The 22,625-nt window shown below is 70.4% G+C and carries 22 protein-coding genes; 14 read left to right on the top strand and 8 right to left on the bottom strand.

Going from position 1 to position 22,625, the window contains the following annotated elements; all coding sequences use genetic code 11:
* Position 1: 1 nt before the first annotated feature.
* Positions 2 to 1,915, bottom strand: a complete 1,914-nt coding sequence (gene asnB, locus ACQP2E_RS23685) for an asparagine synthase (glutamine-hydrolyzing) (protein WP_433825133.1) — start codon at positions 1,913 to 1,915, stop codon at positions 2 to 4.
* 154 nt (positions 1,916 to 2,069) lie between these two features.
* Between asnB and ACQP2E_RS23680 the strand changes: the two genes are divergently transcribed.
* From ACQP2E_RS23680 to purU, 3 genes are all read left to right on the top strand, one after another.
* Positions 2,070 to 2,759: a response regulator transcription factor gene (locus ACQP2E_RS23680; RefSeq protein ID WP_433825132.1), complete on the top strand. Its 690-nt coding sequence runs from the start codon at positions 2,070 to 2,072 to the stop codon at positions 2,757 to 2,759.
* Positions 2,756 to 4,510 (top strand): sensor histidine kinase, encoded by a 1,755-nt coding sequence (locus ACQP2E_RS23675; RefSeq protein WP_433825131.1) that lies wholly within the window; start codon positions 2,756 to 2,758, stop codon positions 4,508 to 4,510. The genes ACQP2E_RS23680 and ACQP2E_RS23675 overlap by 4 nt, the downstream gene beginning before the upstream one ends.
* A 91-nt stretch (positions 4,511 to 4,601) precedes the next feature.
* The gene (purU, locus tag ACQP2E_RS23670; RefSeq protein ID WP_433825130.1) at positions 4,602 to 5,507 is read left to right on the top strand and encodes a formyltetrahydrofolate deformylase; all 906 of its coding nucleotides are present in this window, start codon (positions 4,602 to 4,604) and stop codon (positions 5,505 to 5,507) included.
* Here purU and ACQP2E_RS23665 read toward each other — a convergent pair.
* From ACQP2E_RS23665 to ACQP2E_RS23655, 3 genes are all read right to left on the bottom strand, one after another.
* Positions 5,504 to 6,079, bottom strand: coding sequence for a TetR family transcriptional regulator (locus tag ACQP2E_RS23665; protein ID WP_433825129.1), 576 nt, complete (start codon positions 6,077 to 6,079; stop codon positions 5,504 to 5,506). The genes purU and ACQP2E_RS23665 overlap by 4 nt on opposite strands.
* Positions 6,080 to 6,644: 565 nt before the next feature.
* A complete protein-coding gene (locus ACQP2E_RS23660; RefSeq protein ID WP_433825128.1) occupies positions 6,645 to 7,007 on the bottom strand; it encodes a hypothetical protein in 363 nt (120 codons plus the stop codon).
* A 90-nt stretch (positions 7,008 to 7,097) separates the two neighbouring features.
* Positions 7,098 to 7,238, bottom strand: coding sequence for a hypothetical protein (locus ACQP2E_RS23655; RefSeq protein ID WP_433825127.1), 141 nt, complete (start codon positions 7,236 to 7,238; stop codon positions 7,098 to 7,100).
* A 76-nt stretch (positions 7,239 to 7,314) separates the two neighbouring features.
* On the opposite strand from ACQP2E_RS23655, the gene ACQP2E_RS23650 reads away from it, so the two are divergent.
* Both ACQP2E_RS23650 and ACQP2E_RS23645 read left to right on the top strand, forming a co-directional pair.
* On the top strand, positions 7,315 to 8,427 hold the full coding sequence (locus ACQP2E_RS23650; RefSeq protein ID WP_433825126.1) for an S-(hydroxymethyl)mycothiol dehydrogenase: 1,113 nt from the start codon (positions 7,315 to 7,317) through the stop codon (positions 8,425 to 8,427).
* Positions 8,424 to 9,032, top strand: a complete 609-nt coding sequence (locus tag ACQP2E_RS23645) for an MBL fold metallo-hydrolase (RefSeq protein ID WP_433825125.1) — start codon at positions 8,424 to 8,426, stop codon at positions 9,030 to 9,032. The genes ACQP2E_RS23650 and ACQP2E_RS23645 overlap by 4 nt, the downstream gene beginning before the upstream one ends.
* Positions 9,033 to 9,158: 126 nt before the next feature.
* On the opposite strand, the gene ACQP2E_RS23640 is transcribed toward ACQP2E_RS23645, so the two are convergent.
* Entirely contained in the window at positions 9,159 to 10,550 is a 1,392-nt protein-coding gene (locus ACQP2E_RS23640; RefSeq protein WP_433825124.1) for an NAD(P)/FAD-dependent oxidoreductase, read from the bottom strand.
* 86 nt (positions 10,551 to 10,636) lie between these two features.
* On the opposite strand from ACQP2E_RS23640, the gene ACQP2E_RS23635 reads away from it, so the two are divergent.
* Positions 10,637 to 11,281 carry a TetR/AcrR family transcriptional regulator gene (locus ACQP2E_RS23635; protein ID WP_433825123.1) on the top strand — a complete coding sequence of 215 codons (645 nt, stop codon included), beginning with the start codon at positions 10,637 to 10,639 and terminating at the stop codon, positions 11,279 to 11,281.
* A gap of 171 nt (positions 11,282 to 11,452) precedes the next feature.
* On the opposite strand, the gene ACQP2E_RS23630 is transcribed toward ACQP2E_RS23635, so the two are convergent.
* Positions 11,453 to 12,298, bottom strand: coding sequence for a MurR/RpiR family transcriptional regulator (locus ACQP2E_RS23630; RefSeq protein ID WP_433825122.1), 846 nt, complete (start codon positions 12,296 to 12,298; stop codon positions 11,453 to 11,455).
* 76 nt (positions 12,299 to 12,374) lie between these two features.
* Between ACQP2E_RS23630 and ACQP2E_RS23625 the strand changes: the two genes are divergently transcribed.
* Together ACQP2E_RS23625 and ACQP2E_RS23620 are read left to right on the top strand one after the other, a co-directional pair.
* Complete coding sequence (locus ACQP2E_RS23625; RefSeq protein WP_433825121.1) at positions 12,375 to 13,382, top strand: ornithine cyclodeaminase family protein; 1,008 nt, start codon at positions 12,375 to 12,377, stop codon at positions 13,380 to 13,382.
* Positions 13,379 to 14,908: an aromatic amino acid lyase gene (locus ACQP2E_RS23620; RefSeq protein ID WP_433825120.1), complete on the top strand. Its 1,530-nt coding sequence runs from the start codon at positions 13,379 to 13,381 to the stop codon at positions 14,906 to 14,908. Before ACQP2E_RS23625 ends, ACQP2E_RS23620 begins: the two co-directional genes overlap by 4 nt.
* 235 nt (positions 14,909 to 15,143) lie before the next feature.
* On the opposite strand, the gene ACQP2E_RS23615 is transcribed toward ACQP2E_RS23620, so the two are convergent.
* Positions 15,144 to 16,133: a LacI family DNA-binding transcriptional regulator gene (locus tag ACQP2E_RS23615; protein ID WP_433825119.1), complete on the bottom strand. Its 990-nt coding sequence runs from the start codon at positions 16,131 to 16,133 to the stop codon at positions 15,144 to 15,146.
* A 72-nt stretch (positions 16,134 to 16,205) separates the two neighbouring features.
* Between ACQP2E_RS23615 and ACQP2E_RS23610 the strand changes: the two genes are divergently transcribed.
* Positions 16,206 to 17,135: an amidohydrolase family protein gene (locus ACQP2E_RS23610; protein ID WP_433825118.1), complete on the top strand. Its 930-nt coding sequence runs from the start codon at positions 16,206 to 16,208 to the stop codon at positions 17,133 to 17,135.
* A 60-nt stretch (positions 17,136 to 17,195) separates the two neighbouring features.
* A complete protein-coding gene (locus tag ACQP2E_RS23605; RefSeq protein ID WP_433825117.1) occupies positions 17,196 to 17,714 on the top strand; it encodes a cysteine dioxygenase in 519 nt (172 codons plus the stop codon).
* A 3-nt stretch (positions 17,715 to 17,717) separates the two neighbouring features.
* Here ACQP2E_RS23605 and ACQP2E_RS23600 read toward each other — a convergent pair whose 3' ends face one another.
* On the bottom strand, positions 17,718 to 19,088 hold the full coding sequence (locus ACQP2E_RS23600) for an aromatic amino acid lyase (protein WP_433825116.1): 1,371 nt from the start codon (positions 19,086 to 19,088) through the stop codon (positions 17,718 to 17,720).
* Between the two features lie 185 nt (positions 19,089 to 19,273).
* Between ACQP2E_RS23600 and ACQP2E_RS23595 the strand changes: the two genes are divergently transcribed.
* Genes ACQP2E_RS23595 through ACQP2E_RS23580 form a run of 4 tightly spaced genes read left to right on the top strand, consistent with a single transcriptional unit; the run spans position 19,274 to position 22,577 of the window.
* Positions 19,274 to 20,278 carry an ABC transporter ATP-binding protein gene (locus ACQP2E_RS23595; RefSeq protein WP_433825115.1) on the top strand — a complete coding sequence of 335 codons (1,005 nt, stop codon included), beginning with the start codon at positions 19,274 to 19,276 and terminating at the stop codon, positions 20,276 to 20,278.
* Positions 20,275 to 20,928, top strand: a complete 654-nt coding sequence (locus ACQP2E_RS23590) for an ABC transporter permease (protein WP_433825114.1) — start codon at positions 20,275 to 20,277, stop codon at positions 20,926 to 20,928. The genes ACQP2E_RS23595 and ACQP2E_RS23590 overlap by 4 nt, the downstream gene beginning before the upstream one ends.
* Positions 20,925 to 21,617: an ABC transporter permease gene (locus ACQP2E_RS23585; RefSeq protein ID WP_433825113.1), complete on the top strand. Its 693-nt coding sequence runs from the start codon at positions 20,925 to 20,927 to the stop codon at positions 21,615 to 21,617. Before ACQP2E_RS23590 ends, ACQP2E_RS23585 begins: the two co-directional genes overlap by 4 nt.
* 27 nt (positions 21,618 to 21,644) lie before the next feature.
* Positions 21,645 to 22,577: a glycine betaine ABC transporter substrate-binding protein gene (locus ACQP2E_RS23580; protein ID WP_433825112.1), complete on the top strand. Its 933-nt coding sequence runs from the start codon at positions 21,645 to 21,647 to the stop codon at positions 22,575 to 22,577.
* Positions 22,578 to 22,625 lie beyond the last annotated feature (48 nt).

Here is a 22,625-nt window from a genome sequence, read left to right as displayed (position 1 = left end):
GTCATAATGCGGGTGCTGGCGTCGACATCAGGGAACGGTCCGGTTCGACGGTGATTGATTTCTCGACGGCGATGGCGTGCCAGAGGCAGAACATCGTCACTGTCCAGACCTTGCGGGAGCGGTCCGCCTCGCCGCGGCGGTGCTCGGCGAGCAGGCCCCGGGCGTAGTTCAGGTCGAGCAGGTGGCCGGCCTGCGACGTGGCCATCAGGTCGTCGGCCCAGTCGCCGATCTGGCCCTTGAGCCACAGTCGTGTCGGGGTCGGGAAGCCCAGCTTCGCCCGGTCGCGGACCGACTCCGGGACGATGCCCTTCATCGCCTCGCGGAAGGCATGTTTTGTCGTGCGGGAGCCCGCCGGGAGTTTCAGCTCGGTGGGCAGGCCGGCCGCGGAGGCGTAGACCTGCTGGTCCAGGAACGGCACCCGCAGCTCCAGGCTGTGCGCCATCGACATCCGGTCGGCCTTGACCAGGATGTCGCCGGGCAGCCAGGTGTGCAGGTCGACGTACTGCATCGAGGCCACGTCGTCGACGTCGGCGGTCTCGGCGTACAGGCGGGTCGTGATGTCGGTGTGCGGCTGGGCGGTGAAGCGGAGCAGGCGGGCCTTCTCCTCGGGGGCAAAAATCCTGGCATTTCCGTAATATCGCTGCTCGATCGGGGTGGTTCCGCGTTCCAGGAACGACCGGCCGCGCACCCCCTCGGGCAGCACGCCGGCGAGGTGGCGCAGGCCGCGTTTCACGCCCGGCGGCAGCTTGTCCACGCCGGCCAGCGACAGCGGTTCCCGATAGATCCGGTACCCGCCGAACAGCTCGTCCGAGCCCTCACCGGAGAGCACCACGGTGACGTGCTGCGACGCGGTACGCGCGAGGAAGTACAGCGGGATCAGCGACGGGTCGGCCACCGGATCGTCCAGCAGCTGCACGATGTGCGGCAGCGCGGCCAGGACGTCGGTGTCCGAGACGACGGTGGGCGTCAGGCGTACCCCCAACTGGCCGGCGGTGTCGGCAGCGACCTCGATCTCGCTGTATCCACCGGCGGCGAAGCCGGCGGTGAAGGCGTGGATGTCCGGTTGTTCCCGGGCGGCGAGCGCGACGATCGCCGAGGAGTCCACGCCGCTGGAGAGGAACGCGCCGACCGGCACGTCGGCGTGCAGATGGCGGCGCACGCTGGCGGTCAGCGCGTCCTGGATCGCCTGGTACGCGGCCTCGGGCTGAACATGCAACGGACGCAGCGACGGCTTGAACCAGCGGTGCACGCGTACCCCGCCGCCCGGTGTCCAGACCAGACGGTGGCCCGGCGGCAGCCGGCGGATGTGCCGGTGCAGGGTGAGCGGGTCGGGTACGTACTGGAACGTCAGATAGTGGGCGAGCGCGTCGGTGTCGAGCGCCCCGCCGGCCGGTGCGGCGAACGGGTCGAGTGCCTTGCGCTCGCTGGCCAGATGCAGGCCGTCGGCCGTCTCCAGCAGGTAGAGCGGCTTGATCCCGAACGCGTCCCGGGCGGCGTGCAGGGTGCCGGTGCGGTGGTCGTACGCCACGAAGGCGAACATCCCGCGCAGCCGGGGCAGAGCGGCCTCGCCCCAGTAGTGGAAGGCCGCGGCGAGGACCTCGGAGTCACCCTCGGTCTCGAACGCGGCGCCGTGCGAGCGGATCAGGTCGGCGCGCAGCTCCCGGTAGTTGTAGATCTCGCCGTTGAAGACGACGGTCCAGCGGCCGGCGTAGTGCAGCGGCTGCGCGGACAACTCACGGTCGATGATCGCGAGGCGGTTGAAGCCGAAGGCGTACCCGTCGCCGTACTCGATCCGGGTGTCGTCGGGGCCCCGGTGCCGCATCGTCGCGAGCGCGGCGCTGAAGGCGGCGGCGGTGTCCGCGTCCGGCGGCCCCGCGTCGGGCCGGCTGCTGACGAAAGCGCTCAGTCCGCACATGGAAGCCTCCACAGGTAAAAGGGAAGGCGACCGTAGACGCGCTGTTGTGAAGAACCTGTGCGGTTTCGGCTGGGATCCCCGCCCGCACCGGAACCGCTGAGGTTCTTCATCAGAACCTGACATTTCTTGGGCCCGGTGGCGAGAACCAGCCAGAATGCGAGCCGTGACCGCCCGCATCCTCGTTGCCGACGACGACCCGAAGCACGCCCAGCTGATCCGGCTCTATCTGGAGCGCGACGGGCATCAGGTGCTGACGGTCGGTGACGGCCGGGCGGCGCTGGAGCAGGCCCGGGCCCGCAAACCGGACCTGATCGTGCTGGACGTGATGATGCCGCTTGTCGACGGCCTCGACGTGTGCCGGATCCTGCGCGCCGAGTCGGAGGTCGCGATCGTCATGGTGACCGCACGCTCGGCGGAGAACGACATGCTGCTCGGCCTCGACATCGGTGCCGACGACTACCTGGCGAAGCCGGTGAGCCCGCGCGAGCTGACCGCGCGGATCCGGGCGCTGTTGCGCCGGGTCAAGCACAACAGCGACAGCGCCGTGCTGCGCGCCGGCGACCTGGAGGTGGACGGGCCCCGGTTCGAGGTACGCGTGTCCGGCAGACCCACCCGGCTGACCGCGAAGGAGTTCGGGATCCTGGAGCTGCTCGCCCGCGAGCCGGGCCGCGTCTTCACCCGCGCGCAGATCCTGGACAAGGTGTTCGGCTTCGAGAACGACGTCTCCGACCGCACTGTCGACGCCCACGTGGTCAACCTCCGCCGTAAGATCGAGAAAGACCCGGCCGACCCCCGGTACGTGCAGACCGTCTACGGCCGTGGTTACCGGATGGCCGAGCAGTGACGTTCCGGGTCCGGATCTTCCTGCTCGTGCTGGTCGTCGCGGTGACCGCGATCGGCGCGACGGCCTGGCTGACGATCAGCCTCACCTCACGCGAGGCGACCAGGGTCGACGCGGCCCGGGACCGGCACGAGGCGGCGATCGTCGACGAGATCCGCCGGTTCGGCATCCAGCGCGGGCAGTGGGCCGGCATCGACGCGGTGGTGGCGGAGCTGTCCGGGAGCACCGGGCTGCACATCCGGGTGGTGACCCAGGCCGACACGGTGCTGACCGATTCGGACAACCTGCAGGGCCGGGCCGCCGGGCCGGTTCAGCTGCTGTCCCGGCAGGTCCAGCCGGTGCCGGCGCTGGATCCGCTGATCGTCAGCGCGGCCGACCAGATGTCGATGGCGGCGGTGCTGTCCGGCGAAGGGCTGGCCCCGGCCGTGCGCAGACGCGAGCCCGCGGCCCGGCCGGCGATGCCCGCCCTCCCCGCCGATCTGTTCGCTCCCCTCCCACCCGGTGAACCCGACGCGCGGGCGCTGTACCAGCTCGCGCAGTACCGGGCCGCGCTCGTGAAGGTGCGGTGCATGGCCGAGCACGATGCCTGGTCGCCGCAGCTGGCCATGATCACGTCGCCGTACCTGGACACCGAACAGCTGACGGCGGAACCGTCCTGCGCGGCCGCGGCGAACAACCGGGTCCGCGGTGACACCGCGTGGCTCGCCACCTCGTGGGGGCAGATGGTGAACTGCCGGCTGATGATGACCGCGTTCGACGAATGTCTCGCCGGCATGTTCGCCAACGGCGCGTCCAGCACGTCGGCCGAATCCGTGGAGATCTTCTTCGGCGCGCCCGGCGACCCCGACCTCTCGCAGCTGGGCCGGCCGGCCGGTTACGGCGTGGCCGGCGTCGTCGTGGTCGCGGCGCTGGGCACCGCCTGGATCGCCCGCCGGGTGAGCCGCCCGGTGCACCTGCTCACCGGCGCGTCGCTGCAGCTCGCGGCGGGCCGGCTGGACGTGCGGGTGCCGCAGGGCGGCGGCGACGACCTGGACCGGCTGTCCGCCTCGTTCAACTCGATGGCCGAGGCGCTGCAACGCAGCGAGGAACGCCAGCGCCGGCTCATCGCCGACGTCGCCCACGAGCTGCGTACGCCCCTGTCCAACCTGCGCGGATATCTCGAAGGCCTGGCCGACGGCGTGATCGAGCCGAGCCCGGAAATCTTCGCATCGCTGCACGAGGAGACCCTGCTGCAGCGCCGCATCCTCGACGACCTGCAGGTGCTCGCCCTCGCCGAAGCCGGCGACCTGGACTACACCCCGGTCCCGGCCGACCTGTCCGAACTGGCCGCCACGGCCGCGACAGTGCACCGCGCGGTGGCCGACAACGCCGGCGTCGACCTCGTCGTCGACGCCCCGTCACCGGTCGAGGTCCGCGCCGATCCGGATCGCACCCGCCAGGTCCTCGGCAACCTGCTGAGCAACGCGATCCGGTACACCGACGCGGGCGGGCGCGTGGAGATCTCGGTGGGGCGAGACGCGCAAGGCGCATTTCTCCGGGTACGCGACACCGGCGTCGGCATGACACCGGACGAGGTGACCCGGGTCTTCGACCGTTTCTGGCGGGCCGATCCGGCCAGGCAGCGCGCCACCGGCGGATCAGGGCTGGGGCTGACGATCGCCCGCCGGATAGTCGCCGACCAGGGCGGCACGCTGTCGGCGGAGAGCACCCCGGACCTCGGCACCACCTTCACCGTGCGTCTTCCGGCGATCTGATCTGGGAAACCGCGACCCCCCTTGCCGTCGCCGGGATGGTCACCAGGCACGATCGTCGCGACCCGTGAAACACCGGAAGGAACTGACGATCGTGTCTCTGACCCAGCACGCCCCCGCACCGCCGGCTTCGGTGCCCGCCGCCGCTGACCAGGCCGTCCTGATCGTGCACGGCAAGGACCGGACCGGGATCGTCGCGGCGATCAGCGCGGTGCTCGGCAAGCACGACGCGAACATCGTGTCGCTGGACCAGCACTCGGACAACCCGCACGGCGGCGCCTTCTTCCAGCGGACCGTGTTCAGCCGGCCCGGACTCAAGGCGGCCCTGCCGGCGATCGAGAATGACCTGCGTGAGCAGCTCGAAGACGGTTTCGATCTGGAATACACGCTGCGGGATCTCTCGGTACCCAAGCGGGTTGCGATCTTTGCTTCCAAGGACGGTCACTGTCTGCTTGATCTGCTCTGGCGGCACCGGCGCGGCGACCTGCCGATCAACGTGGCGATGGTCGTCTCCAACCACCCGGACCTGGCTGACGAGGTGCGCTCGTTCGGCGTGCCGTTCTTCCATGTGCCGTCGCAGGGGCCGGACAAGTCGGAGGCCGAGGCGCAGCACCTGCGGCTGCTCGCCGGCAACGTCGACTTCGTCATTCTGGCGCGGTACATGCAGATTCTGTCCGGTGATTTCATCGAGCGTGCCGGTGTGCCGATCATCAACATCCACCACAGTTTCCTGCCGGCGTTCATCGGCGCGGGACCGTACGCGAAAGCCAAGCAGCGTGGCGTGAAGCTGGTCGGGGCGACCGCGCACTACGTGACCGAGGACCTGGACGAGGGCCCGATCATCGAGCAGGACGTGGTCCGGGTGAACCACGCGCACACCGTCGCCGAGCTGCAGCGGCACGGCGCCGACGTGGAGCGGGCGGTGCTGTCGCGGGCCGTCCACTGGCACGCCGAGGACCGGGTCATCCGGCACGGCAACCACACCATCGTCTTCCCTTAGAGCTTCGGCAGGAGCGCGCCGATCACTTTCTCCAGGGGTTCGGCGAGCTGATCGGAGTCGGCGGTGGCGAGTGGTCGCAGCCCCGCCGACCGCAGGATCACCACGCCCAGCGCGGTGGCGAGCACGATCTGCGCGTTCAGCAGCACCTTCGGATCGCCCGGCTCGCTGCCGGCCGCCGCGGCAAGGCGCCGTGCGAGCGAACCGAGGGTGTCCAGCCGGATCCGCTCGGCCGTCTCGTCACCGGAGGATCGCAGCAGGAGCAGCAGCTGGTTCGTCTCCTTCGGCTGCGAGATCGCCATCTTCTCGGCGAGCATCCGCGGCGCGTCCTCCAGCGGCAGGTTCTCGAAGACGCTCTGCTTGAGGTCGTCGACGGTCCCGCGCAGGCAGGCCCGGAACAGCCCCTCCTTCGACTCGAAGTAGCGGCTGATCAGCGCCACGTTCACCCCGGCCTCGGCGGCGATGTCGCGTACCGAGGTGGCCGCGTACCCATCGGCCGCGAACCGCCGCCGGGCGGCCTCCAGCAGCAATCGCCGGGTGGCGGCCGCGTCCCGGCGGCGCACGGGTGATGTCATGCTTCCAGCGTAGCCCTCCCCAAGATCAGGTAAACAATCGTTGACCTAGTGGGGCCACCGGCGGTCCGCGTGGCCGGGTTCGTAGACGGCGAGGTTCGGCGGCGGCCCTCGGCGGCTGACGCGTGGTCGCGGCGCCCGGCCTCGGGGCGCGTCCACCCGCGCCGCGAGATGTTCCTGAAGCAGCACGTGCCGGAACTGGTAGACAGCGCCGGCCCGGCGCAGCACACCGCGTCGGTGGGCGTCGGCCAGGAAACGATTCAGCCGCCACGGCAGCCGTCCGCGAACGGCGAGACGCAGGTGTGTGGGGTACCGGCCGGTACGAGCGAATCGGCGGCAGCACCGACCACACGGCGGTCGCGCCCAGGCCGGCGGCACCGGCGAGCAGCGCCGCGTCCCGTGCTCCGGTGAGCATCCCGGTCACGGCCGCGCAGCCGGCGACCGAGAGCGCCCGGGACGCCAGGAACCTCGGTCCAGCGCGTACGCGATGGTGCAGCGGCGTGGAGAGCACCCGGCCAGCGGGCCGCCGGGCTGAGCGCGCAAATGATCGAAGACCTCCGCCCACCGGTCACATGTCGTCTCCGGGTACGACAGGAAGCGGATCGCCGCCTCCGGGGTCACCGGCTCGAGTTCCACGACGGCGGCCTTGGTGAGCACGATTGCGCTGCGGGAGACCGGGGCCGCCGTGCGGCGACAGCACCGCTGCGTAATCCTCGGCCAGCCGCCGGGACACGTACGCGGTCACGGGTTCGTTCGGATCCCACTCGCTGATGGCGAGCAGCAGCGGGACCGGGCCGGCTGCTTCGCGCGTACCCAAGAGGGCGAGAGTGAGCAGAAGTGCGAAGCCGGACTTTCCCGAGCCGGGCGCGCCCAGGACCATGAGCTGACGGTGCCGCAGGCACCGGAAGGCCGTCAGGATCTCCTCGTTCATGGCGTCCGTCGACCCGCGTAGCGGGAACTCCTGCCAGGTGGACGAGCCGAGGACGGTGGATCGGCCGGCGGCGGGGCGGCCCGTCGAGGATCAGGAGACCAGGACCGGGTCGGGATGGGAGATCTCGCGGCGGACCGCCTCCGTCGACCAGTCCTCGGTGACCCGGGCGGCGAGATTGATCACCAAGGCCAGGGCGGCGCCCACCAGCGGGACGCTCACCCAGCGTTGCATCTCACCTCTTAGAAGTATCGATGGTCCACAGTGTGGCAGGCTTTGGCACACCGATGAAAGAAGGGACCTCGCACCCATGCAGCAGGTTAAAGCGGTCATCGCACGGTCCAAGGGCGCGCCGGTGGAGCTCGTGACGATCAACGTTCCGGATCCCGGGCCCGGCGAGGCCGTGGTGAAGATCCAGTCGTGCGGCGTGTGCCACACCGACCTGCATTACCGCGAGGGCGGTATCAACGACGAGTTCCCGTTCCTGCTCGGGCACGAGGCGGCCGGGATCGTGGAGTCGGTCGGCGCGGGGGTCAGCGGGGTCGCGCCCGGCGATTTCGTGGTGCTGAACTGGCGTGCGGTCTGCGGGGAGTGCCGGGCCTGCAAGCGCGGTGACCTGCACTACTGCTTCAACACACACAACGCGAAGCAGAAGATGACGCTGGAGGACGGCACCGAGCTGTCACCGGCGCTGGGCATCGGCGCGTTCGCCGAGAAGACCCTGGTCGCGGCCGGCCAGTGCACCAAGGTCGACCCCTCGGCACGTCCCGCCGCCGTCGGTCTGCTCGGTTGCGGCGTGATGGCCGGCATCGGCGCGGCGATCAACACCGGCGGGGTGACCCGGGGCAGGTCGGTCGCCGTGATCGGCTGCGGTGGCGTGGGTGTCGCGGCGGTCGCCGGTGCGGCCCTCGCGGGCGCTTCCCCGATCATCGCGGTTGACATCGACCCGGCGAAGCTGGAGGCGGCCCGCAAACTCGGCGCCACCCACCTGGTCGACTCGTCGAAGACCGACCCGGTCGAGGAGATCAAGCGGATCTCCGCCTCGGTCTACCCGGGTGCCGACGGCGCTGATGTGGTGATCGAGGCGGTCGGCCGGCCGGAGACCTGGAAGCAGGCGTTCTACGCCCGTGACCTGGCCGGCGTCCTGGTGCTCGTGGGTGTGCCGACGCCGGACATGAAGGTGCCGGACCTGCCGCTGATCGACGTGTTCGGCCGCGGTGGCGCGCTCAAGTCGTCGTGGTACGGCGACTGCCTGCCGTCGCGCGACTTCCCGATGCTTGTCGACCTCTACCAGCAGGGCCGCCTCGACCTGGACGCCTTCGTCACCGAGGAGGTCGGCATCGAGGACGTGGAGGCCGCGTTCGCCGCGATGCACGGCCACAGCGGCGGCGCGCCGGTGCTGCGGTCGGTGGTCGTCCTGTGAGCCGGGTCGATCACGCCGTCGTGGCGGGCACGTTCAGCCTGGACGGGCAGACCTACGACGTCGACAACAACATCTGGGTGGTCGGCGACGACAACGACTGCGTGGTGATCGACGCGCCGCACGACGTGGACGCGATCCTCGCTGTGGTCGGCGGCCGCAAGATCGTGGCGATCGTCTGTACGCACGCCCACGACGATCATGTCCGGGTCGCGCCGGCGCTGCGCGAGCGGACCGGCGCGCCGATCTTCCTGCACCCGGACGACCGGCCGCTGTGGGAGCTCACCCACGGCAAGGACGAGGTGTGGGACGCCGACCTGGCCGACGGCGCGGAGATCGCGGTCGGCGGCACCACGCTGACCGTGTTGCACACGCCGGGGCACGCGCCGGGCGCGATCTGTCTGTACGCACCCGAACTGGGCAGTGTCTTCACCGGTGACACGCTGTTCCAGGGCGGTCCGGGGGCGACCGGGCGGTCGTACTCGGACGCCGGCCTGATCGTCGACTCGATCAAGGCGAAGCTGTTCGCGTTGCCGGGGGAGACGGTGGTGCACACCGGTCACGGCGACGACACCACGATCGCCGCCGAGCGCGACCGCCTGGCGTAAGGGCCCGTCAAGCCGATCTTGAGCGATTATCCACCCCCGGGGGCCAGAATCACTCAAGATCGGCCGGCGGATCCGCTTCGAGAACCCGTCGTACTCCTGCCACGTCACCGCAGGAGCCCAGTTCGGTCAGCTGTCGAAGCCGAAACCCACCGCGTCCATCGCCTTGAGCCACAGATTCCGCCGCCCACCGTTCGCATCGGCATGCGCCAGCGACCGCCGCGTCAGCTCCACACCCGCCCAGCGAACCGGCTCCGGCGGGAACGGCAGCGGCTTCGACCGCACCATCCGCGTCGCCGTGCGCTTCGTCCGCTCCCCGGCCAGCAGGTCCAGCATCACGTCGGCGCCGAACCGGGTTGCCGCCACACCGAGGCCGGTGTAGCCGGCGGCGTACGCGACCCGGCCACCGAAGGCAGAACCGAAGAACGCCGAGAACCGGGTGCACGTGTCGATCGCACCACCCCACGCGTTGGTGAAGCGAAGCCCGTCGAGCTGCGGGAACGTGTCGAAGAAGTGGTCCGACAGCCGGTGGTACGTCTCCTGCCGGTGCTCGTGCGAGAGATCCATCTTCCCGCCGTAGTGGTAGATCGCGTCGTACCCGCCCCAGAGGATGCGGTGGTCGGCGGTCTGCCGGAAGTAGTGGAACTGGTTGCCGGAGTCACCGAGCCCCTGCCGGTTCTGCCAGCCGATGGCATCCCGTTGCGAAGCGGACAGCGGCTCGGTCATCAGCGCGTAGTCCCAGACCGGGATCGTGTAGAGCCGGGTCCGCTTCACCAGCGACGGGTAGACGTTGGTGCCGAGGGCCACGTGACGGGCGCGCACCCGGCCGAGCGGGGTCTGCACCGCCATGCCGGCGCCGTCCCGGGTCAGGCCGGTCGCGAACGTGCCCTCGAAGATGTGCACGCCGAGCCGCTCGGCCACCTCGGCCAGGCCCCAGGCCAGCTTCGCCGGGTTGACCATGGCGGTGCCGGTGCGGTCCCACGCGCCGGCCAGGAAGCGCGGTGACCGGACCTCGGCCTGCACCGCTGCGTGGTCCATGAACTCGACGTCCACGCCCTGGCTGCGGGCCAGCTCGACACCCTGGCGCAGCGCCTCGACCTCGTGCGGCGCGGTCGCCACGTCGAGGGCGCCGGTGCGTTCCCAGTCGCAGTCGATGCCGTACCGGTTGATGGTGTCCTCGATGCCCTGCAGGTTCTCCAGACCGAGCTGTTCGAGGGTGGCGATCTCCTCCGGCCAGCGGCTGTGCCCGTTGGCGAAGCCGTGGGTGAGGCTTGCCGCGACGAATCCGCCGTTGCGCCCGGAGGCGGCGTGCCCGATCCGGCCGCCCTCGATCAGGACGACGTCACGCTGCGGGTCCCGCTCCTTCGCGATGATCGCGGTCCACAACCCGGTGTAACCGCCGCCGATGACCGCCAGGTCGGTGGAGAGCTCTCCGGTCAGCGGTCCGCGAACGGCGGGCCGTCCGGGGTCGGCCAACCAGTAGGTGGAGTAACTCACATCGGTCAATGACTGTCGGTTCATGGGTTGCACCTCGGTGCGGAAGGAGGGGGAGCACTAGCATTGGTCGGTTGCTTGGACCGAGAACTGGAGGAAATTTGCGAGCCCGAGTGGCGCTGACACCTGAGCTGATCGTCGACGCGGCGACGCGACTGGCCGAGAATGCCGGCGCTGACGCGCTCAGCATCCGGGCCCTCGGCAAGGAGCTCGGCGTGGATCCGACCGCGGTCTACCGGCACTTCCGGGACCGCGACCAGATCGTTCTGGAGGTCGCCGACCGCCTGCTGAGCGCGATCGTCGACGGCCTGCCCGACGATCTTGCGTGGCGGGCCCGCCTGGAGTGGCTGTCCCAGGAGATGGTCCGGTCGTTCGTGGCGCACCCGGCGATCGCGCCGATCCTGGCGTTGCGGACCACGCGCCGGCAGGGTGAGTTCCGTCTCGCCGAGGAGATTCTCGGCGCTCTGCGGGAGGCCGGCCTCGCCGACGAGCTCGCGGCCGTGCAGCACCGCGTCTTCGACGACACGGTGATGTCCTACGCCGCGATGATCAGCGCCTACACCGCGATGGACGAGTCGAGCCGGGAGGGTGACGAGTCGGCGTGGGCTCGCGAGTACCGCGCGCTGCCGGTCCGTCGTTACCCGAACATCGCCGCCGCCGCGCCGTTCTTCGCCGGCATCGAGGACGAGACGGTCCTGCTGGAACTGGTCAGCGCCCTGCTCGACCGCGTGGAGAAACTGGCCGCCGCCGCGCACTGACACCACCCCCGCCCTGACCGCCCGACCCCGTGCTCCCTCCAAGCATCGCAGTTGTCAGCGGTGTTGACAACACCATTTGACAAGGCCTTTTCGGTACGGGTGACAGCGCTCGCCGGCAAAATGAGATGTTCGGCCCGCCAGCCTCGGTGAGGCATCGCGGACCACCGATCGTCAGGCTTCGTGAATCCAGTCGTCGACCAGGGACTCGTGCGCCTCGAGCCGCCGCTGGGTCCGCTCCGGATCGGTCGCGGCGATCGCGTCGAGCAGGCTGATCGACAGCACCACGGCCGCCGCGTGCGAGTCGAAGACCAGCCCGGTGCCGACCGGCGCCACCAGCAGCACGTCGGCCTCACCGGCGAACGGCGCCAGGGCGCTGTCGGCGATCACGACCGTGGACAGCCCGAGCTTGCGGGCCCGCCGGATCGCCGCGACCGTGGCCGCCGGGTACCGGGGCATCGCGAAGATCAGCAGCGCCGACGCGTTCTGCTGGCTCAGCTGCAGCACGGTGTCGGCCAGGGTGCCGGCGTTCGTACAGGTGATCACGGACGGCAGGATCCGCCGGGCGAAGAAGCCGAAGTGCTCGGCCAGCGCGGCGGACGCCCGCAGGCCGACGACCCCGAGCGGCTGTGACGCGGCCAGCAGCCGCACCGCCGCCGCCATCCGGTCGCCGGTGACGACCCGGTGCAGGCTGCCGACGTTCGCGCACTCCTGCTCGATCGCGACCACGCCGGCGTCGAATCGCTCCGGTGCCCGTTGCTCGGGACCCCGTTGCTCCGGTACGGCGGACAGCACGACCTCGCGCAGCGCGGTGCGGAACTCGGGGAAGCCGGCGAACCCGAGCGCCGTGGCGAGCCGGGTCACTGTCGGCTGGCTGACGCCGGTCTGCTCGGCGATCTCGACAGTGGAGAGGAACGCCACCCCGGGGAACATGCCGAGCATCCGCTGGACGATCTGCCGCTGGGTGGGTGAGAGGCGATATTGCTTCGCCAGATTCAACAGCCAGTCCTCAGGCGCCATGACTGAATATTCTAGAACACAAATCCGATAGGGTGCATATGTTGATTCAGCGGATCTGCGGGGAGTGCGGTGTCGTATGACGATCTGGCTGCGGTACCTGAACGGCGCCGACATCGACGAGCTGAACATCGGGCACGCCGAGGTGATCGAAGCCGTCGAGTCGGTCGTGGCCGCGCACGGGCGTGGTGAGACCGTCTTCGAGCCGCGTACCCATCTCGTTCCGGACAACGGCGGCACCGGCCACTTCAACATCCTGCGCGGGCACGTCTCCACGCTCGGCGAACGCGGCGTCAGCGGAGTGAAGGTGGTCGGTGACTTCGTCCCGAACTACCTGCGGGGCCTGCCCAGCGAGATGGCCATGCTGACCCTGTTCGACCCGCACACCGGCGTACCCCTGGCGATCCTCGACGCGACCCTGATCACCGAGGTCCGCACCGGCGCGATGACCGCCGTCGGCGCGAAACACCTGGCCCGCCCGGACGCGAAGATCCTCGGCCACGTCGGCGCACGCGGCACCGCCTTCGCCAACGTGACCATGCTGGACAGCCTGTTCCCCCTGGAGGAGATCCGGGTGACCAGCCGCCGGCCCGAATCCCGGGACGCCTTCGCGGCGCGCCTGCGCGAGGTCACCACCACTCGGGTACGCGCGGTCGCCACCGCCGCCGAGGCGTACGACAACGCCGACATCCTGGTCGAGGCGTCCCGTCTGGAGAAACCCGAGCCGCTGCTGCGTACCGCCGCGGTGAAGCCGGGCGCGTTCGTGGTCCCGTACGGAACGATCAGCGCCGTCGAGCTGGACCTGCTCGACGTCATGGACAAGGTCGTGGTCGACGACTGGCGTGAGTCGCAGTCCGGCCGGTTCGGTGCCCTGCGCGCCCACGTCGACACCGGCCGGCTGACCGAGCAAACCCTCTACGCCCAGCTGGGCGAGATCGTCAGCGGCCGCAAACCGGGCCGGGAACGCGCGGACGAACGCATCCTGTTCTGGCACCGGGGCCTGTCGATCCTGGACGTGGCCCTGGGCCACCTGATCCTGACGAGAGCCGAAGCCGCCGGCACGGGCACCATGCTGCAATACCGATGAGCGGGCCCCCGGTGCGGCTGATCGGCAAGGCCGACGAACTCGGGCCGGAACTGATCGCTGCCGTCGCCCGCGGGGATGCCCGCATCGCACTGGCGCCGGAACTGCTCGCCGACGTCGGTGCCGCCCGTGCCGCGATGCTGGCGGCGCTGGCCGGGGGCGGGCCCGTTTACGGCGTCAACACCGGGATGGGTGCGCTCTCCGGGATCCGGCTCGGTGCCGAGGAACAGGCGCGGCATCAGAACAACCTGATGGCCGGACGGTCCGTCGGATCGGCGCCGTGGCTGGGGCGGGAGCAGGCGCGAGCCCTTCTGTGCGTACGCCTGCGAACGTTGTTGCAACCAGCCGCCGGCGCTTCGCCGGAGCTGGCGCTGCAGCTGGCCGCGCTGCTCGACGCGGACGTGACGCCGGCGATCCCGGCGCGCGGGTCGGGGGCCGCCGGGGAGATCATTCCGCTCGCGCACGCCGGGGCTGCGCTGATCGGAACCGGACAGGTTCTCGATGCGTCCGGGCGGGCCGCCGATGCCGGCCCGGCGCTCGCCGAGGCGGGGCTGCGACCGTATTCGTTCGGGGCGAAGGAGGGCGTCGCGTTCCTGGAGGGTGTGCCCGGGCTGACCGGGCTCGCGGTGCTCGCGGCGCAGGCGGCGCGCACCCTGATCGCGCAGGTCACGGCCGTGGTGGCGGCGGAACACACGATCGCGCGCGCGAGTATCGACCCGTGGCATCCGGCGTTCGGGGAAGGGGACGCGGAGCTGCGTACCGTCATGGCCGAGCTGGCGGCGAACCGCGGTGAGGGACCACCGGGGGCGCTGCAGGCGCCCGTCTCGTTCCGGGTGAGCGCGCCCGCCCTGGCCGTCGCGACACGCGCGGCCGCGGGGCTGGAAGCGGCCGTGGACCGGAGCCTACGGTGCGTCTCCGACTCGCCGGCGTTCCTGTCCGGGCGCTTCGTGGGCAGCGCGGGGTTCGCCGGCACCGACCTGGTCGCCGCGGCCGGTTCCCTGACCACCGCCGTGATCCACCTGGCCGAGCTGGGCACCGCGCGTCTGCACCGCCTGCTCGACGCGGGGGTCACGGGGCTGACCCGGCAGCTGTCCGCCACGCCCGGCGTGGACGCCGGAATGGTAGTCGTGCACAAACGGGCGGTGGGGGTCGCACATCGGTTGAGGAGGTTCGCGGGGGCGGCGCTGATCGGCCCGATGGAGACGTCAGCGGGCCAGGAGGACGTGCAGACCTTCGGCTTCGAGGCGGCGGAGTGCCTCGGCGAGGCGACGGACGGCCTGCGAGAGATCCTCGCCTGCGAAATCCTCACCGTCCACCAGGCGCAACTGCTGTCCGGGGCAGGTCCGGAGCTGCTGTCCAGCGCCGCGCTACCGCCTCGCATCGCGCGCGGGGCGGCGGCCATCGGAACAAGTGACGACTTGAGCGAAATATTCGGCCAATTGCCCCAGTCGACCCGCGACCGCCCTTACGGCCGAGACCTCGACCGCATCGACAAGCACCTGAAGTCCCACCGACCCACCCCCACCTGAGCCTTCCCGGGCCCACGAGCGCATCGCGGGGCCGCTAGGCGTGCCATCCCGCCGATCTTGAGCGATTCTCAACCCCGGGCGGGCGAGGATCGCTCAAGATTCGCTTCGGTCTGGCGCTGGCGGGGTCGCCCGGCCGCAGGCCTGCCGATCTTGTGAGCTTGCGCCGCCCCGCCGGCCACAAGCTCACCAGATCTGGTCGTCTCGGCGGAGGCGTTCGCGCTGGCTGTTGGCGGGGTCAGGAGGGGTGGGTGGTGGAGGCTCTCAGGATCAGCTCGGGGCGGAAGACCGGGGACTGGGGAGTCTCGTCGGCGAGCAGGCCGATCAGCTGGCTCACGGCTGCTTCGACGATGGCGTCCTCGTCCCAGGCCATCGTTGTCAGGCCGGGGTTCACCAGAGCGGCCAGCTGGTGGTCGTCGTAGCCGATCACGGACAGGTCGGCCGGGACCCCGACGCCGGCGTCGCGGGCCGCCTGGTAGACCGCGAAGGCCAGCGAGTCGCTCAGGCAGAAGACCGCGGTCACCCGATCCGGATCGGAGAGCAGGCCGGCCGCCACCGTCACCGCCTCGGTGGTTGCCGCCGGGGCGGAGAACGGGACCAGTTTCAGGCCCAGGGTGGCTGCCACCTCGACGGCCAGGACCTCGGCCGGGCGGCCGGGGGTGGACGGCAGGGCCGGGGCCAGCAGGCCGACCCGCCGGTGGCCCAGGGACGCCAGGTGGGCCAGGGCGGTCTGTACGCCCCACCGATTGTCGAACAGCACACTGCCGGTGCCGGGCCGGCTGGTCAGCGCGTCGCCTATCGCGACAACGGCGACCGCCGGGTCCAGCAGCCGCCAGTACGCCGCCGACGGGTCGACCGGGGAGACCACGGCGCCGTCGACGCGCTGGGCGACGAACTGTTCGACGATGAGGCGTTCCTGGGAGGGGTCGGCGTCGGCGTCGGCGATCGTCGCGTACCGGCCGTGGCGGCGCAGGGCCTGGGTGAGCATCACCGAGAGGTCCTGCTGCCACAGGTCGCGCAGCGAGCCGCTCACGCCGACCGAGCCGGTACGGCCGCTGGCCAGGGCACGGGCGATCGGGTCGACCGTGTAACCGAGCTCGTTGGCGAGCTGCCGGACCCGCCGGATCGTGCCGGGGGAGCCGCGGACGCCGCGGAGCGCGTACGACGTGGCGGCGAGCGAGAGGCCGGCGGCGTCCGCCAGATCCTGCAGGGTTCGTCGCCGCGGCATCGACAGAGAGTAACACCGCCCGTTGTCTGAGATCACCTTGCTGAATAGGCACGGAAGCGCTTCACTTCATGCATGAGTGAAGCGCTTCCCCCCGAACCCCTCACGGGCCGGGCCGACTGCCACCAGCACCTGTGGCCGTCGCGCTTCCTTGACGCGCTACGGCGCCGTAACACCTACCCCTACCTGCGGGACTGGACGTTGCATCTGGCGGGCGAGAACCCGTACCCGGTCGAGGCGATGGACCACGACGTGCGCGCGCGGCGCGCGACCGAGCGTGCCGAGGGCACCGGCCTGGCGCTGGTTTCGCTGTCCAGTCCGCTCGGGATCGAGCATCTGCCGGGGGCGGAGGGTGCCGAGCTGATCGACATCTGGCACGAGAGCGCGCTCGAGCTGCCGGATCCGTTCCGGGTCTGGGCGGCCGCCTCGGTGACCGATCCTGATCCGATCGCGCTCGCGAAGATCCTCACCGAGGAGCGGATCGTGGGCCTTCAGCTGCCCGCCACAGCGCTCGCCGATCCGGACGGCATCGCGGCGATGGGGCCGCTGCTCGCCGAGCTGGAGCGCGCCGGGAAACCGCTGCTCGTGCACCCTGGACCGGCACCTGCCTGCCCACCGGACCTGCCTTCGTGGTGGCCGGCGCTGGTGCCGTACGTCGCCCAGTTGCACCAGTCCTGGCTGGCCTGGCACGTCTGCGGCCGGGAGCGGCATCCGGCGCTGCGGATCGGGTTCGTCGCCCTCGCCGGGCTGGCGCCGCTGCACCACGAACGGCTCGCCGCCCGCGGCGGATCGTTCGGCGTCGTCGACCCGGGGGTCTTCTACGAGACCAGTTCGTACGGCACCCGCGCGATCGACGCGATGGTCCGCGTCGTCGGTGTGGACGGCATCGTGCACGGCTCGGACCGGCCCTACGCCCAGCCGTGCGACCCGGGCCTCGGCGACGCTTTCAGCCACGCGATGTTCACCGCGAACCCTCACCAGATGCTGACCGGAGAGCTCCGATGACCGCAGTGACAAGGACCGGAGAGCTCCGATGACCACAGTGACAAGGACTGGAGAGTCACGATGACGACTGACACCGTCGCGGTCACCGACCTGCCGGAGCTGCCCGGCCGCGTCCTCACCCCGAAAGAGCTGCAGAACTGGGTCAGCTCGCTGGCCGCCCGGCCCGAGCTCTGGGAGTCCCTGGTACGCCACGACACCGGGAAACGGCACTACGCGTCGCTGTACCGGGACAGTGACATCGACGTCTGGGTGCTGTGCTGGAACGTCGAGGACGACACCGGCTGGCACGACCACGACATCTCGTCCGGGGCGGTCGCCGTGGTCCGGGGCGCGGTCTCCGAAGCCAACCCGAGGATGGGCGGTGATCCGGTGACCCGGGTCGTGGGGGAGGGCCGGGCGTTCGCGTTCGGACCGGACCACATTCACCGGATGGCCGGAGCCGTGGACGGTTCCGTGTCGATTCATGCCTATTCGCCGCCCTTGTGGCGGATGGGACAGTATTCGATCAGTCCCAGCGGGGTGCTCCGGCGGCACGCCGTGAGCTACGCCGACGAGTTGCGGCCGCTGGACCCCGCCTGACCTTCACAGGTCGGCCAGCTGGGGGAGCAGGGCCGCCGCGCGTTCCAGGCTGGTGCCCAGCGGCCGGTCGTCCTCGTCCGGGTCCATCGACTTGTCGGCGAGTTCGAACGCCTGCAGCGCCAGCCCGCTGGTCAGCCGGCCGGGCGCCATCCGCAGAGCGCGGACCGCGGCAACCAGCTCGGCGGCGAGCATCATCGGAGCCAGCTCGGTCATGGTGCGCAGCGACCGGGCGCCCTGAGTGGCGAAGCTCGCATGTTCCTCCAGGCCCAGCGAGATGGACAGGGTGCCGGCCGCTGTCGGCTGCATGCCGACACGGATCTGGGTGAGCAGGTCCTGGACCACGTATTCGCTGATCATGAGGCCTGAGCTGCCGGGCGGGCCGGAGGCGAGGAAGGCGCGCAGGCCGGTCAGGTCGGGACGCATCAGCAAGCCCAGCCTGGCCGAGGAAAGAGATAGAACTGGTAGGAAAGCGCCACGCATGCTGTCCAGGGCAGTGGCTAGGGTGGCGGTGTGGAACTGGCCGTGGTGGAGGACGCCGTCGTCGGTCACCAGGGGGTTCTCGACGGCCGCGTTGAGTTCGGCGGTGAGCACACCGTTCAGCTCGCGCGCCGCGTGGATCGCCGGCGCCGTGACCTGAGGCACGACGCGCAGGCCGAACGGGTCCTGGATCCGCACGGCCGGCCCGCAGCCGGTGACCAGCGCGTGCAGCGTCGCCGCGACCTTGGCCTGCTGCGGGTGGGCACGCGCCTGGTGCACGATCGGGTTGTACGCCTCGGGGTTGCCGCGCAGCGCCAGGAACGACAGGGCGGCCACCACGATCGACGCGCGCAGCTGGGTCTGCACATCGATGAGGGCGATCGCGGCGGTCGCCACGGTCAGCGCACTGGAGCTGATCATCGGGAGGGCGTCGGTCGCGTCGATCCGGGTGGTCGGTCCGGGGCCGTTGCGCCAGGGACGCTCGCCCGCGAGGGTGAGGCCCAGCTCGGCCAGGGCGGAGAGGTCGGCCGTGCCGATCGCGCCCCACGGGTGCAGGGTGGGCACGGCGCCGTCACGCACCGCGGTGGCGAGGGCCTCGGCGATGCGACGGGAGACGCCGGAACCACCGGCCAGGATCTGGTTCAGGCGTACCGTCATTGCTGCCCGGGCGGTGACGGCGTCCTCGACCGGGCCCACTCCCGCGCAGTGGCTGCGCAGCAGCCGCAAGCCGTGGTCGGAGGCGGCACCGGCGCTCTCGTGCCGGTTGGCGCCGACGCCGGTGTTCGCGCCGTACACCGCACCGTGCTCGCGCGCCGCCTGGAGGATCGCGTGCCGGGCGTCGACCCGGGCCAGGGCGATCGGGTCCACGGTGACGTGCGCCATGCCCGTGGCGATCATCACGAGACCCTCGATGGAGAGGGTGTGTCCATCGAGTGGGACGCTCGATACACCGTCTTCTGCCTGCATAGCGGCCCTCACGCACCTGTTAATGGTCGGTAAAGGCGTGGCCTCTGCCGTTGACATCCTATTCACTACACCGGAAGTATGAATAGCAGTATTCAAGAGCTACCGCCAGGAGCGTAATGATCACATTCGACGACGTCGTGAAGGTCTATCCCGGTGGCAGCACGGCAGTCGACCACCTGACTGTCGAGCTGCCCACCGGGAAGCTGACCGCGCTGGTCGGGCCGTCCGGCTGCGGCAAGACCACGTCGCTTCGCATGATCAACCGCATGGTGAACCCGACGTCCGGCCGTGTGCTGATCGACGGGCAGGACGTTTCGCAACAGGATGAGGCCAAGCTGCGGCGGGGCATCGGATACGTCATCCAGAGCGCCGGCCTCTTCCCGCACCGCACCGTGCTCGACAACGTCGCCACCGTGCCGGTGCTGCTCGGCAAGACCCGCCGGGAGGCGCGTACCGCGGCGCTCGATCTGCTCGACCGCGTCGGGCTGAGCCCGGAGTTCGCCAAGCGGTATCCGGCGCAGCTCTCCGGCGGCCAGCAGCAGCGGGTCGGCGTGGCCCGGGCGCTCGCCGCCGACCCGCCGATCATGCTGATGGACGAGCCGTTCAGCGCGGTCGACCCGGTGGTGCGCGGCCAGCTGCACGCCGAGTTCCTCCGCCTGCAGAACGACCTCGGCAAGACCATCGCGATGGTCACCCACGACATCGACGAGGCGATCAAGCTGGGCGACAAGGTCGCGGTCTTCCGGCAGGGCGGCATCCTGGCGCAGTTCGGTACGCCCCAGGAGCTGCTGGAGAAGCCGGCGGACGACTTCGTCGCCGAGTTCGTCGGCCGGGACCGGGGTCTGCGCAGCCTGTCCTTCGACTCGGCCGCCGCCCTGCCGGTGCAGCCGGTCTCGTCGCAGCCCGACCTCGAGCTCGACGACGCGGGCCGGCCGGTGCGGTGGCGGTCGGCCGGCGATCTCGGTGGAGTCTTCACGGCTGCCGACTCGCTGCGGGTCGTCACCGACCTGGCGATCACCTCGCCGGTCGGGATCGCGGTCCGGGTCGACGAGCAGGGCAAGGCGGACGGCGTGGTCCGGCACCACGACCTGGTGGATCACCTGCTGGAGCGCCGGCGTTGATCCAATACCTGCAGAACAACCATGAGGTCGTACTGACCGCCCTGAAACAGCACATCTGGCTGGCGCTGCTTCCGGTGCTGCTCGGGTTCGCGATCGCGCTGCCGGTCGGGTACCTCGCGGTGCGCTTCACCTGGCTGTACCACCCACTGGTCAACGTGTGCGGCGTGCTGTACTCGATCCCGTCGCTGGCGCTCTTCGTCTTCCTGCCGGTGCTGCTCGGCACCAAGGTGCTCTCACCGATCAACATCGTGGTGGCGCTGACCATCTACACGGTGGCGCTGCTGGCGCGTACCGTCGCGGACGGGCTGCGCTCGGTCGACCCGCTGATCACCCAGGCCGCCACGGCGATGGGTTACCGCCGCTTCGGCCGGCTCATCAACGTCGAGCTGCCGGTGGCGCTCCCGGTCATCCTGGCCGGCCTGCGGGTCGCCACGGTCGCCAACATCAGCCTGGTCAGCGTCGGCGCCCTGATCGGTGTCGGCGGCCTCGGCCAGCTGTTCACCCGCGGATTCCAGCTGTTCTACCTGGAGCCCATCCTGGTCGGCATCATCCTGTCGGTGCTGCTGGCCGGCATCGCCGACCTGGTCATCGTGCTCATCCAGCGGGCGGTCACTCCGTGGGCCCGGTTCCAGCGAGGTGGCGCGGCGTGAACTTCTCGTACCTTTTCGATCCGGAGCACTGGGATCTCGGCGCGCCTGGCGGTTTCCCGCAGCTGATCCTGTCCCACCTCGGTTACTCGGCGCTCGGCCTGCTGCTCGGCGTGATCATCGCGCTGCCGGTCGGGCTGTACATCGGGCACACCGGGCGGGGCTCGTTCCTGGCGATCAACGCCGGCAACGCGGGCCGGTCGCTGCCCACCCTCGGTCTGCTGATGCTGATGGTCACCCTGCTCGGGCTGGGCCTGCTGCCGGTGCTGATCGCGCTGACCGTGCTGGTCGTCCCGCCGATCCTCACCTCGACCTACGCCGGGATGCGCGCCGTCGATCACGGTGTGGTCGACGCCGCCAAGGGCATGGGCATGCGCCCCTGGCAGGTGCTCACCCGGGTCGAGTTCCCGATGGCCCTGCCGGTGATCATGGGCGGGTTCCGCAGCGCGGCCCTCCAGGTGATCGCCACCGCGACCGTGGCCGCGTCGGTCGGGCTCGGTGGCCTCGGCCGCCTGCTCATCGACGGCCTGGCCGTCAACGACTACTCCCGTGTCCTGGCCGGCGCCGTCGTCGTCGCCGTGCTCGCCGTCGTACTGGATCTGATTCTGGCGCTCGTGCAGCGCTGGGTGGTCTCACCCGGCCTGTCCGGGCGGCGCGTCCGGAGCGCCGCCGTCACCACCGCCACCACCTGAAACACGTCCACCAATGGAAGGTTCCTGATGTCCCGCATAAGAATGGTCGGCGCCGCCGTCACCGGCATCGCCCTCGCTCTCTCGCTCGCCGCCTGTGGCGCGGACGAGGACCCGCTCGCCCAGGAGACCGGAGCCGCGTCCTCCGGTGGGACCGTCACCGTCGGCTCGGCGAACTTCGCCGAGTCCGAGCTGCTCGCCGAGATCTACTCGCAGGCCCTGGAGGCCAAGGGCGTCACGGTCAAGCGCTCGTTCAACATCGGCGCCCGTGAGCTGTACCTGAAGGCGCTGCAGGACGGCTCGATCGACCTGCTGCCGGAGTACAACGGCGCGCTGCTCTCCGCTCTGTCCACCGGCGGCGCGCCGGAGGGCGTCAGCAAGCCGGAGGACGTGCTCGGCGCGCTCAAGAAGGTCCTGCCGGCCGGCACCGAGGTGCTGGAGCAGTCCTCGGCCGAGGACAAGGACACCCTGACGGTCACCGCGGAGACCGCGGCGAAGCACAGCCTCAAGACGATCGAGGACCTCAAGGCGGTCGCGGGTCAGCTCACGATCGGCGCCGGTCCCGAGTGGGGCGAGCGGTACCAGGGTCTGAAGGGTCTCAAGGAGGTGTACGGGGTCGAGTTCAAGGAGTTCAAGCCGCTCGACGCCGGCGGCCCGCTGACCGTCAACGCGCTCAAGGACGGCCAGATCGACGTGGCGAACATCTTCTCCACCGACTCGTCGATCGTGACGAACAAGTTCGTCGTGCTCGAGGACCCGAAGAGCCTGTACCTCGCGGAAAACATCCTGCCGCTGATCCGTACCGAGGCGAACAACGACACGGTGTCCGGCGCGCTCAACGCGGTGTCGGCGAAGCTGACCACCGAGAACCTGACGAGCTACCTCGCGCAGGTTCAGGTGGACAAGAAGGACACGGCGACCGTGGCCAAGGCGTTCCTGACCGAAAACGGTCTGGCATCCTGACGCACTGAGAAAAGCCGGCCTGGGCGACCAGGCCGGCTTTTTTATGCC

Source organism: Actinoplanes sp. CA-015351 (assembly GCF_050955685.1).
Taxonomy (GTDB): domain Bacteria; phylum Actinomycetota; class Actinomycetes; order Mycobacteriales; family Micromonosporaceae; genus Actinoplanes.
The sequence above is the reverse complement of the archived record's forward strand: the minus strand, read 5'-3'. Positions and strand labels throughout refer to the sequence as shown.